Source organism: Roseateles sp. NT4 (assembly GCF_051857475.1).
In the GTDB taxonomy this organism is placed as follows: domain Bacteria; phylum Pseudomonadota; class Gammaproteobacteria; order Burkholderiales; family Burkholderiaceae_C; genus Pelomonas.
In genome coordinates this window covers 295,266-309,252 of record NZ_JBPZGZ010000004.1, presented here as the reverse complement: position 1 = coordinate 309,252, position 13,987 = coordinate 295,266, and the positions used below count along the sequence as shown (strand labels likewise).

The 13,987-nt window shown below is 68.7% G+C and carries 10 protein-coding genes; 8 read left to right on the top strand and 2 right to left on the bottom strand.

The annotated features are described in order from the left end of the window. Positions 1–103: 103 nt before the first annotated feature. Positions 104–691 (bottom strand): hypothetical protein, encoded by a 588-nt coding sequence (locus ACS5PN_RS24520; protein ID WP_439466649.1) that lies wholly within the window; start codon positions 689–691, stop codon positions 104–106. 132 nt (positions 692–823) lie between these two features. On the opposite strand from ACS5PN_RS24520, the gene ACS5PN_RS24515 reads away from it, so the two are divergent. The 8 genes from ACS5PN_RS24515 (at position 824) to ACS5PN_RS24480 (ending at position 12,624) form a co-directional block, all read left to right on the top strand. Next, positions 824–1,525, top strand: a complete 702-nt coding sequence (locus ACS5PN_RS24515; RefSeq protein WP_439466648.1) for an ABC transporter ATP-binding protein — start codon at positions 824–826, stop codon at positions 1,523–1,525. Then, positions 1,518–3,875, top strand: coding sequence for an FtsX-like permease family protein (locus ACS5PN_RS24510; RefSeq protein ID WP_439466647.1), 2,358 nt, complete (start codon positions 1,518–1,520; stop codon positions 3,873–3,875). The genes ACS5PN_RS24515 and ACS5PN_RS24510 overlap by 8 nt, the downstream gene beginning before the upstream one ends. Positions 3,876–4,024: 149 nt before the next feature. Then, positions 4,025–5,332, top strand: coding sequence for an ABC transporter substrate-binding protein (locus ACS5PN_RS24505; RefSeq protein ID WP_439466646.1), 1,308 nt, complete (start codon positions 4,025–4,027; stop codon positions 5,330–5,332). Then, positions 5,329–6,048 (top strand): response regulator, encoded by a 720-nt coding sequence (locus ACS5PN_RS24500; protein ID WP_439466645.1) that lies wholly within the window; start codon positions 5,329–5,331, stop codon positions 6,046–6,048. The genes ACS5PN_RS24505 and ACS5PN_RS24500 overlap by 4 nt, the downstream gene beginning before the upstream one ends. Continuing rightward, positions 6,038–7,567 (top strand): ATP-binding protein, encoded by a 1,530-nt coding sequence (locus tag ACS5PN_RS24495; protein WP_439466644.1) that lies wholly within the window; start codon positions 6,038–6,040, stop codon positions 7,565–7,567. The genes ACS5PN_RS24500 and ACS5PN_RS24495 overlap by 11 nt, the downstream gene beginning before the upstream one ends. Further along, complete coding sequence (locus tag ACS5PN_RS24490; RefSeq protein ID WP_439466643.1) at positions 7,564–9,036, top strand: tryptophan halogenase family protein; 1,473 nt, start codon at positions 7,564–7,566, stop codon at positions 9,034–9,036. Before ACS5PN_RS24495 ends, ACS5PN_RS24490 begins: the two co-directional genes overlap by 4 nt. Positions 9,037–9,117: 81 nt before the next feature. Next, positions 9,118–11,304: a carboxy terminal-processing peptidase gene (locus tag ACS5PN_RS24485; RefSeq protein WP_439466924.1), complete on the top strand. Its 2,187-nt coding sequence runs from the start codon at positions 9,118–9,120 to the stop codon at positions 11,302–11,304. A gap of 9 nt (positions 11,305–11,313) precedes the next feature. Beyond that, positions 11,314–12,624 (top strand): FAD-dependent oxidoreductase, encoded by a 1,311-nt coding sequence (locus ACS5PN_RS24480; protein ID WP_439466642.1) that lies wholly within the window; start codon positions 11,314–11,316, stop codon positions 12,622–12,624. Here the strand turns inward: ACS5PN_RS24480 and ACS5PN_RS24475 are convergent. Then, positions 12,611–13,930 (bottom strand): sugar MFS transporter, encoded by a 1,320-nt coding sequence (locus tag ACS5PN_RS24475; protein WP_439466641.1) that lies wholly within the window; start codon positions 13,928–13,930, stop codon positions 12,611–12,613. The genes ACS5PN_RS24480 and ACS5PN_RS24475 overlap by 14 nt on opposite strands. Positions 13,931–13,987 lie beyond the last annotated feature (57 nt).

Here is a 13,987-nt window from a genome sequence, read left to right as displayed (position 1 = left end):
CCGCCCCTAGCCGGCCCGCCTCAGGCGATGTGCTTGCTGGTCGAGCCGGCAAGCATCGCCGTCCCCTCGGGGGACCGGCCAAGGTACTCCTTGGACGAGGGGCTCAGCGAAGCGCTTTACGCGACACGCGCTTGGCGACGATGGTCAGCGTTCCTTCCTCCCAAGTCGCACCATTGTCATAGGAGCGGTCCTGGCGCATCTTGAAGCGGTCGGCCGTGATCTCGAGGTAGCGCGTGCGCGTCGTCACCGTCTTGCCTTCGGCGTTCTGGCTGCTGCCTTCCAGGCGCATCTCGCCGTCCTGCCACTGGCCCGTGCTGCTGCCAAAGCGCGCGCGGTAGACGTCCAGGCCGTTGACCAGCCAACGCTTGCTCTTGCTGTCGAAGATGCGCTGGCTGAAGTTCAGCGACATCGGGTTGCCCGAGGCGTCGAGGATGCGCAGCTCGTCGTCCAGGCCATAGCCGTCAAAGGCCTTCCAGGCCTTCCAGCTCCCCACCAGCTTCGGAGCCCCGTGGATCATGGCGGCCAGGCCGTTGACCTTGGGACTGACCTCCAGCTCCCATTGGCCGACGAGGAAATCGAATTGCGCCGCCTCGGCCGGCACGGCGGCAGCCACGGCAGGTGCACCCCCGCCATGCTGGGCATGGGCGATGCCGGTGAGGGCGAGTGCGAGCGAGAGAACAAGGGCTTTCATGGCGTCTCCAGGTAAGGGATGGCGCGAGCATCGCGACGCGCGCGGCGCCTGGCGAGGGGCGATTCGCCGAGTGGCAGAACCATGCCGTCGAACGGCGCGCCGGCGGGCGATGCGCTTCCTACATTGGCCGCCATGGACACCCACACCCCACTCATCCGCCTGCGCGGCGTCGGCAAGAGCTACCCCGCTGCGGGCGGCGACTTCCAGGCGCTGACCGATCTCGACCTCGACATCCCGGCCGGCGAGTTCGTCGCCGTCGTCGGGCCCTCGGGCAGCGGCAAGTCGACCCTGCTCAACCTGCTGGCCGGCATCGACCGCGCCGGCAGCGGCGAACTCACGGTGGCCGGCCAGGACCTGCGCGCCCTGCCCGAGCGCGCCCTGTCGCGCTGGCGGGGCCAGGCCGTCGGCGTCGTTTTCCAGTTCTTCCAGTTGCTGCCGACGCTGACGGCGCTGGAGAACGTCATGCTGCCCATGGACTTCTGCGACCGCTGGCCGGCCGCTGAACGGCCCACGCGAGCGCGGGCCCTGCTGGAGCGGCTGGGCGTGGCCGACCAGGCCGACAAATTCCCTTCGGCCCTGTCGGGCGGTCAGCAGCAGCGCGTGGCACTGGCGCGGGCGCTGGCGAACGCGCCTGCTCTCGTGCTGGCCGATGAACCCACCGGCAATCTCGATTCGACCAATGCCGAAGCCCTGCTGACGCTGCTGGCCGAGCTGGCGCGTGAACAGGGCGTCACCATCGTCATGGTCACCCACGAGGCCGCGGCCCTGGGCCAGGTGCAGCGCAGCCTGCGCCTGCGCGACGGCCGCCTCATCGAGGACCGCCGTCATGCTTAGGGCACTGAAGAGCTGGCGTGACCTCTGGCAGCACCGCGCACGCAGCGTTCTGGTCGTGCTGGCCGTGGCCCTGGGCCTGATGGCCGCCGGCACCATCCTGAATGCCTGGGCCCTGGTCGAACGCGCCACCGACCTCGGCTACCGCGCCAGCCTGCCAGTCTCGGCCACGCTGGTGCTGGACCGCGCCGATGCCCCGGCCCTGTCCATCGCCCAGGCCCAGCCCGACGTCGCGGCCGCACGGCTGCGGCGCAGCGTGATGGCCGCCGTGCAGGCCAATGGCCGCGGGCGCAACGCCGTCGTCGTGTCGCTGGACGACTTCCAGCGGCACGACATCGCACGCCTGCGCAACGAATCCACCGCATGGCCGCCCGCTGAAGAAGGCCTGTGGATCGAACGCTCGTCGCTGGACTTTTCCGGCGCCAGCGTCGGCGAACCCGTCTCCCTCAAGCTGGCCGGCGCCGATACGCAGTCGGTGGACATCCGCGGCCTGGTGCGCGATGTCAGCCAGGCGCCGGGCTGGATGGAGAACCTCGTCTACCTCTACGGCAGCGAAGCCATGTTGACGCGGCTGGGCGCACCGCCCGGCTTCAACGAGCTGCAGGTGCGCATGCGCGACGAGCACCCGACCCGCGCCGAGGTGCGCCGCGGCGTCGACGCCCTGAAGGACAAGCTGGTTGCCGCCGGCTACACGGTCAAGGGCGTTGACGTGCCCGAGCCCGGCCAGCACATCCATGCCGCGCAGATGGACTCGCTGCTGATGACGCAAGGCGCCTTCGGTCTGCTGGCCCTGCTGGCGTGCGGCTTTCTTGTCGTCAACCTCGTCAGCGCCATGCTGGCCGGCCAGACGCGCGAGATCGCGGTCATGAAGGTGCTGGGCGGCTCGCCGCGCCAGATCGCCGCCATGGTGCTGGCCCAGGCCGGCCTCCTTGGCCTGCTGGCCTCCCTCATCGCCCTGCCGGCCGCCTTGTGGCTGGGCCGCATCTACGGCGGGCTGAAGGCCGAGCTGCTGAACTTCCCGCTCGATGGCATCGCGACGCCCGCGTGGGCCGTTGCGCTGCAGCTTGCCGTCGGCCTCGCCCTGCCGCTGGCTGCCGCCGCCATGCCCGTGCGTGCGGCCCTGCGCCGGTCGGTCGGCGAAGCCTTGCGCGATATCGGCATCACCCGCGAAGGCCGGGCGCTGAGCCTGCAGCGCGGCGCCTTCGCTGCCAGACTGGTGCCGCTGCTGGGTGGCTGGGCGCGACCGCTGCTGCTGTCGGTGGGCAATGCCTTCCGCCGCCGCCAGCGCATGCTGCTGACCGTGCTGGCTCTCGCCGCCGGTGGCGCGGTATATCTCGGCGCGGCCAATCTGCGCAGCGCCGTGCGCGGCTCGGTGGACGACCTCTTCAGCGCCCAGCGCTACCAGGTGCAGGTGCGTGTCAGCGCGCCGCAGGCGGCGGCGAAGCTGGAAGCCTTGGCGCGCGACGTACCCGGCGTCGCCGGCGCCGAGGCCTGGCGCGGCTTGCGCACGGCCCTGGGCAGCGAGCCCTTGACCTTGCTGGGCGTGCCCGCCGCGGGCCAGTTGCTGCAGCCACGCCTGATCGAGGGCCGTTGGCTGGCCGACGGCACGGCGCAAGAGCTCGTCGTCAGCCGCCTGCTGCAGCGGCAGCAACCCGCACTCACGGTCGGCAGCCAACACCGCATCGCTGACCGCGACTGGACCATCGTTGGCCTCGTCGACGCGGGTCCACAGGCCCTCGCCTACACCTCACGCGCCGCGCTCGATTCGCTGGCCGGCAACGACCTCGCCACTAGCCTGGTGCTGAGGCTGGACCGTCCCGACTCGCCCATTGCCCTGCTCGACGCCGTGCGGCAACTGCGGGAGGCCTTCACCGAGGCCGGCATAGTCATCGCCGCCAGCCAGTCCCAGGCCGAGAACCGGCGTGTCGTCGAGGACCATCTGCTGATGGTGGTGGACTTCCTCGGCGCGATGGGCATCGTCATGATCGCCGTCGGCGCCATGGGCCTGGCCTCGACCATGGGCCTGGCCGTGCTGGAGCGGCGCCGCGAGATCGGTGTTCTGCGCGCCATCGGCGCGCGCGACGGCGCCATCCTCGCCATGGTGCAGGTCGAAGGCCTGACCCTGGTCGGGCTCGCCTGGCTGGCCTCGCTGCCCCTGGCCCTGCCCCTCAGCGCCCTGCTGCAAGTGGCCTTCGGGCGCATCATGTTCAGCGTGCCGTGGCGGCTGATACCAAGCGCGGCAACTGCGTTTGGTTGGCTCGGATTGATGGCTTTGATCTCGCTGATCGCCTGCGCCCTGCCCGCGCGTCGCGCCCTTCGAATTCCAGCTGCTCACGCTCTGGCTTACAACTGATCACGGTAAGCCCCAATCGCTATTTGCAACGCCGAACCAGACAATCTCCGCCTCCCGGCAGGTGGCGGTTGTCCTTGAGTCACACAACATTACAGAAGTCGTACACAACGCAAGGCTGGCGCCGCCGGGCCGCCCGCAAGATGCTCCGCATGTTGCTGGCGTCGGCGGTGTTGCCCTGGAGTTGCGCGGCCATGGCGGCCGGCCCCGCTGCGACCGTGCCCGCGACCACACCGGCGCCGGAAGGCAGCGGTGAGCTCAATGTGCTGCATTGGTGGACGTCGGCCAGCGAACGCGCCGCCGCCAACCATGTCGCCGCGCGCATGGCCGAGAACGGCCTGAAGTGGGTGGATGGCGCCGTCGCCGGCGGCGGTGGCGGCCCCGCCATCAAGGTGCTGAACGAACGCATCCTGCGTCGCATGGCACCCAAGGTCGCCCAGCTCAATGGCGCCTCCATGAACGAATGGGCCGACATGGGCCTGCTGCTGGAGCTCGACGGCGTGGCGGCCAAGCGCAACTGGGCCAAGGTCATGTTTCCCCAGGTCATGGCGCAGGTGACGGTGCGCGGCCACATCGTCGCCGCGCCGCTGGGCATCCAGCGCATCAACAACCTCTACCTGAACAAGGCGCTGTTCAAGCGCATCGGCATCGAGCCGCCCAACGACTGGGACGGCCTGGAGCGCGCCGCAGTCAAGCTGCGCGCGGCCGGCATCACGCCGGTGGCCTTCAGCGACGAGCCCTGGCAGGTCGCCACCGTCTTCGAAGCCATGCTGCTCAGCGAGGCCGGCCCGGCCCTGTACCGCCGCATGCTGGAGCAGCGCGACCTCAGCGCCTTCGACGACCCGGCGCTGGAGCGCGCGCTGAAGCGGCTGCGCAACTGGCGCAATCTGGCCCTGCCGGCGAGTGGCGTCGCCCCTGGCGAGCGGCCCTGGACCGATGTCGTGGCCGACTTCGCCAACGAGCGCGCCGCCATGCTCATCATGGGCGACTGGGCCCGCGGCGAACTCGGCGCCCAGGGGCTGGAAGGCGAACGCGACTTCACCTGCAAGGCCGTGCCCGGCACCGCCCAGGCCCATCTCTACAGCATCGACACCCTGGCCATGCTGGCCGGCAACGGCGGCAGCCAGGCCGACCAGGAAAAGATGGCCGAACTGCTCGGCAGCGCCACGCTGCAGCTGGGCTACAACCGCATCAAGGGCTCCATCCCCGTGCGCCGCGACGTGCCGGTGGATGAGCTCGACCCCTGCGCCCAGGCGTCCTTCCACCTCTTCGCCAACCCCAGCACGCCGCGCGTGCCCAGCCTCGTGCACCGCATGGCCTTTGGCGAGGTCGGCAAGAACGCCATCATCGAAACCGTCCACCGCTTTGCGCTGGACCCGAGCCAGACGCCGGCCGCCGCGCAGCGCAAGCTGCAAGGCCTGCTGCGCGCCCTCGCTCCCAAGAAAGCCTCCGCCCCATGACCCCGCGCAAGATCCTGATCGTCGACGACGACCAGAAAATCCGCAGCCTGCTCAAGACCTATCTCGAGAAGAACCAGTACGAGGTGCTGCTGGCCCATGACGGCGCCAGCTTCATGGCCGAGTTCGAACGCCATCGCGACGAGATCAGCCTGTGCATCCTCGACGTGATGCTGCCCGACACCGAAGGCTTCACGCTGTGCCAGTCGGTGCGCCGCCGCTCCGAGGTGCCCGTCATCATGTTGACGGCCAGCGCCGACGAGACCGATCGCATCGTCGGCCTGGAGCTGGGCGCCGACGACTATCTCGGCAAGCCCTTCAACCCGCGCGAGCTGCTGGCCCGCATCAAGGCCATCACGCGCCGCACCGGCCAGGAGAAGCCCAAGGAGCCGCGCTACTACGCCTTCAACGGCTACACCCTGGACCTGCTGGAGCGCAGCCTCATCGACCCCGACGGCACGGCCACGGCGCTGTCGGGCATGGACTTCCAGTTGCTCAAGCTCCTCGTCGAACACCCCGGCGAGGTGCTGGACCGAAGCCGCCTCGCCGAGGTCACGCGTGGGCGCGACCTGGGGCCGCTGGACCGGTCCCTGGACGTGCAGGTCAGCCGCCTGCGCCAGCGCCTGCAAGACGACGGCAAGCAGCCGGCGCTGATCAAGACGGTGCGGGGCTCGGGCTACGTGTTTGCGACCACCGTCACCCCAAGGCATGCCCTCTGACACGGCCGAGGCCGTCGCCTTTGACGGCCCTCCCGCACCGGCACGCAGTTGGTGGCAACGCGCCAGCAGCTTTCTCTTCGACAGCCTGCAGGGCCGCTTCGTGCTGGCCATGCTGGGCGGCCTGGCCCTGGTGCAGCTCGTCGTCAACCTGCTCTGGTACAGCCAGATCGAGCAGCGCGTGCGCCGCCAGACCGAACTGGCCGCCCACCATGTGGCCAGCGGCGCCATGGGCGCGGTGCGCGCCCTGCGCGAGCTGCCCGCGGCCTACCGGCCCCTGCTCATCGAGCAACTGCGCACCATGGGCGGCACGCGCTTCCTGGTCTTCTTCAACAACGCGGCCGTCACGGTCACGCCGCTGGCCGACCAGCCCATGGCCCGCATGCTGGAGCAGCAGGTCACGCAGGAGCTGGCAGCCCAGTTGCCTAAATTTCAAAAAGGGACCCCGGTGCGCGTGGTGCTGGCCTCGCCGATCGGCCTGGCCGTATCGCCCGGCGGCGCGCTGTTGAGCGATCTGCCAGAGAGCTGGGTCGAGCCCTCGCTGATCGCGGCCGAGCGCCCGGCGCCCTTTCTCGTCATCCAGGCCGAGACCGAGCCGGGCCAGTGGCTGTACCTGAGCAGCACCCTGCCCGACCCCTATTTCCTGGAGCAGCTGGAGTTCTTCACCTGGCAGCGCCTGACGCCGCAGCTGCTGGCCCTGGGCCTGGCCGTGCTGCTGACGCTGATCGGCGTGCGCGCCATCACGCGGCCGCTGGCGGGCCTGAGCCAGGCGGCCGCGCGCGTGGGCCGGCGCGTCGCGCCGAAGCCGCTGCGTGTGTCCGGCACGCACGAGGTGCGCCAGGCCATCGAGGCCTTCAACGACATGCAGGAACGCATCCGCCGCTACATCGGCGACCGCGAACGGCTGTTCGCGTCCATCTCCCACGACCTGCGCACGCCCATCACGCGGCTGCGCCTGCGCAGCGAGCTGCTGGACGACACCGCCGTGCAGGACGAATTCCACGAGGATCTCGACGAGCTGGACATGATGGTCAAGACGGCGCTGCAGATCGTCAAGGACACCGACATCCACGAGAACCGCGCGCCGCTGCGCATCGACCTCGTGTTGCAGAAGATGGTGCGCGATGCGCGCATGGGCGGGCACAAGATCGAGCTGCAGAGCCAGGCGCTGACCGTCTTCGGCAAGCCCCTGGCCCTGAAGCGCGCCATCGGCAATCTGCTGGACAACGCGATGTTCTATGGCGAGGGCGAGCAGCCCGTGCAGGTGAGTATGGGCAGCGATGAAAAGGGCCAGGTGCTGGTGACCGTACGCGACCACGGTCCCGGCGTCCCCGAGGGCGCCCTGGCCAAGCTCGGCCAGCCCTACACCCGCCTGGATCACGGTGCTGCCATGCGCAAGGAAGGCCTGGGCCTGGGCCTGTCCATCGTGCGCGAGATCGTGGCCGACCATGGCGGCTCCGTTCGGTTTCGCAACCATCCCGACGGCGGCTTTGAAGTTCGCCTGGCGCTGCCGGCAGCATGAACCCTCCGCAGCACATCACCATCGTCGGCGGCGGCACCGCCGGCTGGATGACGGCCAATCTGCTGCGCCACCACTGGGCCAGGTTCGGCGTCGAGGTCACCTTGATTGAGTCGGCCGACATTGGCACCGTCGGCGTCGGCGAGGGCTCGACGCCCTTCATGCGCCACTTCTTCCGCACACTGGGCATTGCCGAGCGCGACTGGATGCCGGCCTGCGATGCAACCTACAAGGCCGGCATCCGCTTCCCCGGCTGGAGCGAGGTGGCGGGCTACGAGAGCTATGTCCACCCCTTCTTCAACGAGGCGGACCGCGAACTGGGCAACCAGTTCTTCACCAATGCCTGCCTGCGCCGCCGCGGCCAGGCGGCGGACGCCAACCCGCAGGACTTCTTCCTCGCGGCCGAGCTGGCGCGACAACGCCGGGCGCCAGACGGGCCGGGCATGGACTACGCCTACCACTTCGACGCCGGCCGGCTCGGCAGCTTCCTGCGCACGCATGCCATCGGCCTGGGCGTGCGCCATGTCGTCGACACGGTGGCTCGCGTCGAGCAGCACGAGAACGGCGATATCACCGCCGTGCACCTGAAGACCGGCACGCGCGTCGCGGCTGATCTCTTCGTCGACTGCAGCGGCTTCAAGGGCCTGCTCATCACCGAGACCCTGGGCGAGCCTTTCCACCCCTATCGCGACAACCTCTTCAACGACCGCGCCATCGCCATGCCGACGCCGCTGGTCGACGGCGAGGACATTCCGCCGGAGACCGTGTCCACGGCTCTGCGCCATGGCTGGGCCTGGCGCATTCCGCTGACAGCGCGCTATGGCAATGGCTACGTCTACAGCTCCGACTTCGTCAGCGACGACGAGGCCGAGCGCGAGTTGCGCGAACACCTCGGCCCCGCAGCCGCTGGCGTGGAGGCGCGGCGGCTGCGCATGCGCGTCGGCCGCGTCAAGCAGCATTGGCGGCAGAACTGCGTGGCCATCGGCCTCTCGCAAGGCTTCATCGAGCCGCTGGAAGCCACGGCGCTGATGCTGATCCAGCTCAGCGTCGAGCAGTTCATCGCCGTGCTCGAGAGCGATGGCTTTGGCCGCGGCCGGCAGGCGGCCTACAACGAGCGCATCAACGCGATGTTCGAAGGCGTGCGCGACTATGTCGTCGCCCACTACCAGCTCAACACGCGGCGCGACACCGATTACTGGCGAGCCAACCGCGCCAATCGCAACATCTCGGAGCGCCTCATCAGCCTGCTCGACGTGTGGGACCGCGGCGGCGATTTCGAGGCTGAACTGGAGCGCCACGGCGCCGGACTGATGTATCTGCGCCCGTCCTGGTACTGCCTGTTCGCCGGCATGGGCCGTTTCCCGGCCGAGCTGCGTGCGGCGCCGCAGGCCATCACGGCGGCCCAGGCCAGAGACCGGCTGAACCGGATGGCCCGGGAATTCGGCTCACATCGCAGTCATCTGACAGGTTGATTCACAGTCGGGCAGCAGCCCTTGCTCGTGACATGGCACCATCCACGCCTGCCCATGTTCATTGGGTCGTCCAACCGTGGAGTGAGATTGGGATACAAGCTGATCGGGTTCGTGCTGGCCATGGCGGCCGCAATGCAGGTTGCCAAGGCGGATGCGGAGCTTGCCTACCCGCCACTGCTGAAGCCGGAAGTCCAGGAGGCCAAGGCGGCTCGCCTGGCTGCGGAAGTGCTCTCGCGCTACCACTACAAGTCCATCCCGCTAGACGATGCCTTGTCGGGCAAGGTGTTCGACCAGTACCTGAAGTCGCTGGATCCGGAGAAGCTGTACTTCCTGCAGTCCGACGTCGACCGGCTCGCCGTCGACCGCACCCGGCTTGACGATGCCATCCTGACCGAGGACCTGCACGCGCCGTTCGCGATCTTCAACCTGTACGAGCGCCGGGCGGTCGAGCGAATGGCTTTTGCCCGCAGCCTGCTGCCCAAGGGCTTCGACTTCGAGCGCGACGAGACGCTGATGATCGATCGCAAGGACCAGCCCTGGCCGGCGACTGAAGCCGAGTCGCTCGACCTCTGGCGCAAGCGCGTCAAGAACGATTGGTTGCGGCTCAAGCTCGCGGGCCAGGACGACGCGGCCATCAGGAAGGTGCTCGACAAGCGTTACGACAGCGCCGCCAGGCGCCTGGGCAAGATCTCCAGCGCCGACGCCTTCCAGGCCTTCATGAACGCCTACACGATGGCGATCGAGCCCCATACCAACTACCTGAGGCCACGCGCCGCAGAGAACTTCGACATCGCGATGCGGCTGTCGCTGGTGGGTATTGGCGCGGTTTTGACCGAGATCGACGGCTACATCACCATCCGGGAACTGGTGGCGGGCGGGCCCGCCCTCGTGTCTGGGCAACTGAAGGTGGGCGACCGCATCGTGGGCGTCGGGCAAGGCGCGACGGGCCCGATGGAGGACATCGTCGGCTGGCGCCTGGACGATGCGGTGGCCTTGATTCGCGGTACGACGGCTTCGACGGTCCGGCTGGACATCCAGCCGGCCGACAGCGGCGCCGACGCACCCATCAAGACCTTGGCCCTGGTCCGCAAAACCATCACGATGCAGGACAGCGCGGCCAAGGCCAAGGTCTATTCGGTGACGACCGGCGAGGGCAAGCGCCTGGTCGGCGTGATCACCCTGCCCTCGTTCTACGAGGATGTCGCGGCGATGCAAAAGGGCGACAAGGACTACCGCAGCGCGTCGCGCGACGTGGCCAAGCTGCTGCTCGACTTGAAAGCCCAGAAGGTGGAGGGCGTGTTGGTGGACCTGCGCAACAACGGCGGAGGCTCGCTGCGCGAAGCGGTGGAGCTGACGGGCTTGTTCGTTGGCAAGGTGCCGGTGGTCCAGACACGCGATGCCAAGGGCGACATCACCGTGGCGACCAACACCGATACCGGCCAGGCCTGGAACGGCCCGTTGGGCGTGTTGATCAACAGGGGGTCGGCTTCAGCGTCGGAAATCTTCGCGGCGGCGGTGCAGGACTACGGTCGCGGCCTGGTCATCGGCGAGCCCAGCTTCGGCAAGGGCACGGTCCAGACCGTGGCCAGCCTCGACAGGCTCGCCAAGAGCGCCACGCCGGTGCTCGGCGACCTGAAAATGACCATCGCGCAGTTTTTCCGGGTGAACGGTGGGACGACGCAGCTGCGTGGCGTGACGCCGGACATCCGCTACCCGGCAAGCGGCGATGAGACCCAGTTCGGTGAGTCGAGCTACGGCAACGCCCTGCCTTGGACCCGCATCAAGGCGGTCGATTACGCGGCTGTGGGCGACGTGACGACACAGCTGCCGCGCCTGCTGGCGTGGCACGAGAGCCGTGTTCAGCGCGATCGTGACTACCAGGGCCTGCTGGAGGACGTGGCAAAGGCACAGGACCAGCGCAAGAACAATGTGATTTCACTCAACGAAGCGGTTCGGCGCAAGGAACGCGCCGCTTTGCAAAAGCGCCTGACTGCCATGCTGGGCACCGCCGAAACGGGCTCGGAACCCGGCGCGGAAAACGCCCTGGCAGACGATGGCTTGCAGTTCAACGAACGCAAGCTCGGCAAGGATCTGGCCGCGCAGAAGACCCGGGAAGCCGTCAACGACGTCCTCCTGAACGAGGCCGTCAACATCGTGTCCGACAGCGTGGCGTTGAAGGAAGGCAAGTCGCAGATGACCGCGAGCGCTTCGCCCGCCCGTCCGGTGGTGGTCAAGGCCCTGCTGACCAAGGGTTCATCGGAGCAATAGGCTGCGGGCATGAAGATCGCCGTCATCGGCGGCGGCATCGCCGGCCTGGTCGCTGCGTGGCAGCTGTCGCGGCGCCATGCGGTGACGCTCTTCGAACGCCACGCGGCGCCCGGTTTTGTCGCCAGTTCGGTGACGCTGGACGCCATCGCTCCGGGCTTGCGGGTCGATGTGCCGCTGCGCGTGTTCTACCCCGGCTACTACCCGACGCTGACCCGCCTCTATGCGGAACTGGGCGTGGCCACGGAGCCCGTGGACTACGCCACCACCTTCAGTGGCAGCGACGGCCGGGCCTACTTCCGCTGGCGCAACGCGCGCCTGGGTGGCTGGTCGCTGCCCTATGTGCTGCCTCAAGACGTCGCCAGTGCGCGCGGCTGGCGCATCGTGCAGGGCGCGTTGCGTTTCCAGGCCCGGGCCCGCGCGGCGCAGGCTGCGGGAGACCTGGGCGGCGCCAGCATCGGCGAGTTCGTCGCCGCCGAGCACATTGCCCCAGAGTTTGTAGACGGCCTGCTGCTGCCGGCCATCGCCACCATCGCCACCTGCAGCACGGCAGATGCGCGTGCCTACCCCGCTACCGTCGTCGCTGGATACGTCACCGCCGGACTAGCACGCGAGAGTGTGCGCCGTGCGAGCGATGGCGCAGACGCGGTGGCCGCCAAGCTGCTGGCCGGCATCACCCGCGTGCAATGCAATGCCGGCGTGGTGGCCGTTCGACGCCCGAATCGTGTCGGGCAGGTCTTGGTACAGCACGCCGCGGGCGAAGAGTCCTTCGACCATGTCGTTTTCGCCACGCAGGCCAACCAGGCCCTCGCCTTGCTGGCCGATGCGGCACCGGATGAGGCCACCGCGCTGGCGGCCTTCCGCTACCGGGCGCTGGAGGTGCTGATGCACGGCGACCCCGCGCTGATGCCCGAGCGCCGCGCCGACTGGTCGCCAGTGAACGCCCGCGTCTGCGCCGAACACGCCCAACCCGAAAGCACGATCTGGATCAACCGCGTGCAGCCGGGGCTGCGCCGCGTGGCGCCGCTGTTCCAGACCGTGATGCCGCAGCGCTCGCCGCGAGAAGACAGCATCCTCGGCCACGCCCGCTTCGAGCGTCCGCTGGTCGGTGCCGGCAGCGCCGCGGCGTTGGCGGCGCTGCAGCGGCTGCATGAGCAACCCGACCGCCGCGTGTGGTGGTGCGGCTCCTACGCGGAGGCCGGCGTGCCGCTGCTGGAAAGTGCGGTGCGGTCAGCGCTGACGGTGGCGGAACGGCTGGAACCCCTCGACGCCAGCCCGGACAAAAGCCGCGCGAGACGCGACGACAGACTCACCACCTCCTGAGCCTGCTGCCAAACAAGGCGTAGACCAGGATCAGCCCGTACCAAGGCAGCATCACCCAGTACCCGCTCTGCGGCGTCCACACATCGGCAAAGTGGCCATACAGCATGGGGATCAGCGCACCACCCGCAATGCCCATGATGAGCAGGGCCGAGCCGGCGGCCGTGTACTTGCCCAGGCCTTCCAGCGCCAGCGGCCAGATGGACGGCCAGACCAGGGCGTTGGACAGGCCCAGCAGGGCCAGGAAGAACACGGTGTTGGGCACGGCCGGCACGCCCACCCAGCCGAGCAGGACCTGCGAGAGGCCCGCCTCGGTGGGCGACGACAGCGCGATGCCCACCACGAAGGCGATGCCGGTGACCGCCGAAAAGATCAGCGCCGCGCGCTGCGACAGCCATCGGGGGATGAGGGCGACGCCGAGCAGATAGCCCAGCACCATGAAGCCCATGGTGTAGGACGTCAGCACGCCGTAGTGAGCCACGCCCAGCTGGCGGCCATACAGGCCGATGGTGTCGCCGGCGATGACCTCGACGCCCACGTAGCCGAACAGCGCAACGGCCCCGAGCACGACCTGAGGATGCTGGAACACGCCCCAGCGCTTGACCTCGCCGGAGGATGCGTCGGCCGCGTCCAGTTCGGGTTCCCGCAGCGACGAGAAGTGGATCAGCGCCATGAAGACGACCAGGCCGATGGCCATCACCGCATAGGGGAAGACCAGGCGCTGAGACAGTTCGTTGCGCAGGGCCTCGCGGCCGGCCACGTCCAGAGCCGCAAGCGCCGACTCGGAGAAGCGCTCCATGCCGGACAGGATCATGGCCGTGAACACCAGAGGCACGACGATGCCGGCACCCTTGTTGAACAGGCCCATGATGGAGATGCGCATGGCCGCGCTCTCGCGCGGGCCGATGCAGACGATGTAGGGGTTGATGGCGGTCTGCATCAGCGTCATGCCGCTGGCCAGCGTGAACAGGGCCAGCAGGAAGACGGGATACAGGCCCGAGCGGGCCGCCGGGATGAAGAGCAAGGCGCCCACGGCCATCACGCCGAGACCGGCCGTCATGCCGTTCTTGTAGCCGATGCGGGCCAGGATGGCCGCGCTGGGCAAGGCCATCACGGTATAGGCGATGTAGAAGGCGAAGGCCACCCACAGCGCCTGGAAGTTGTTCAGTTCGCAGACGATCTTCAGGAAGGGGATCAGCGAGCCGTTCAGCCAGGTCACGAAGCCGAGGATGAAGAACATCAGCCCGATGAAGAGCATGGGCAGCAGCACGCCCTGGCCTGCCGTGGGGGTGAGAGTTTTGGTTTGCATGGGCGATGGGCGTGAAGCAAGGGCCGGCAGCGGTGGTGTACACCGCTGCCGGGGTCT

Coding starts and splice junctions, on each gene's coding strand:
- ACS5PN_RS24520 (WP_439466649.1), bottom strand. CDS start 691: ATGAAAGCCCTTGTTCTCTCGCTCGCACTCGCCCTCACCGGCATCGCC.
- ACS5PN_RS24480 (WP_439466642.1), top strand. CDS start 11,314: ATGAAGATCGCCGTCATCGGCGGCGGCATCGCCGGCCTGGTCGCTGCG.
- ACS5PN_RS24515 (WP_439466648.1), top strand. CDS start 824: ATGGACACCCACACCCCACTCATCCGCCTGCGCGGCGTCGGCAAGAGC.
- ACS5PN_RS24495 (WP_439466644.1), top strand. CDS start 6,038: ATGCCCTCTGACACGGCCGAGGCCGTCGCCTTTGACGGCCCTCCCGCA.
- ACS5PN_RS24475 (WP_439466641.1), bottom strand. CDS start 13,930: ATGCAAACCAAAACTCTCACCCCCACGGCAGGCCAGGGCGTGCTGCTG.
- ACS5PN_RS24510 (WP_439466647.1), top strand. CDS start 1,518: ATGCTTAGGGCACTGAAGAGCTGGCGTGACCTCTGGCAGCACCGCGCA.
- ACS5PN_RS24500 (WP_439466645.1), top strand. CDS start 5,329: ATGACCCCGCGCAAGATCCTGATCGTCGACGACGACCAGAAAATCCGC.
- ACS5PN_RS24490 (WP_439466643.1), top strand. CDS start 7,564: ATGAACCCTCCGCAGCACATCACCATCGTCGGCGGCGGCACCGCCGGC.
- ACS5PN_RS24505 (WP_439466646.1), top strand. CDS start 4,025: ATGTTGCTGGCGTCGGCGGTGTTGCCCTGGAGTTGCGCGGCCATGGCG.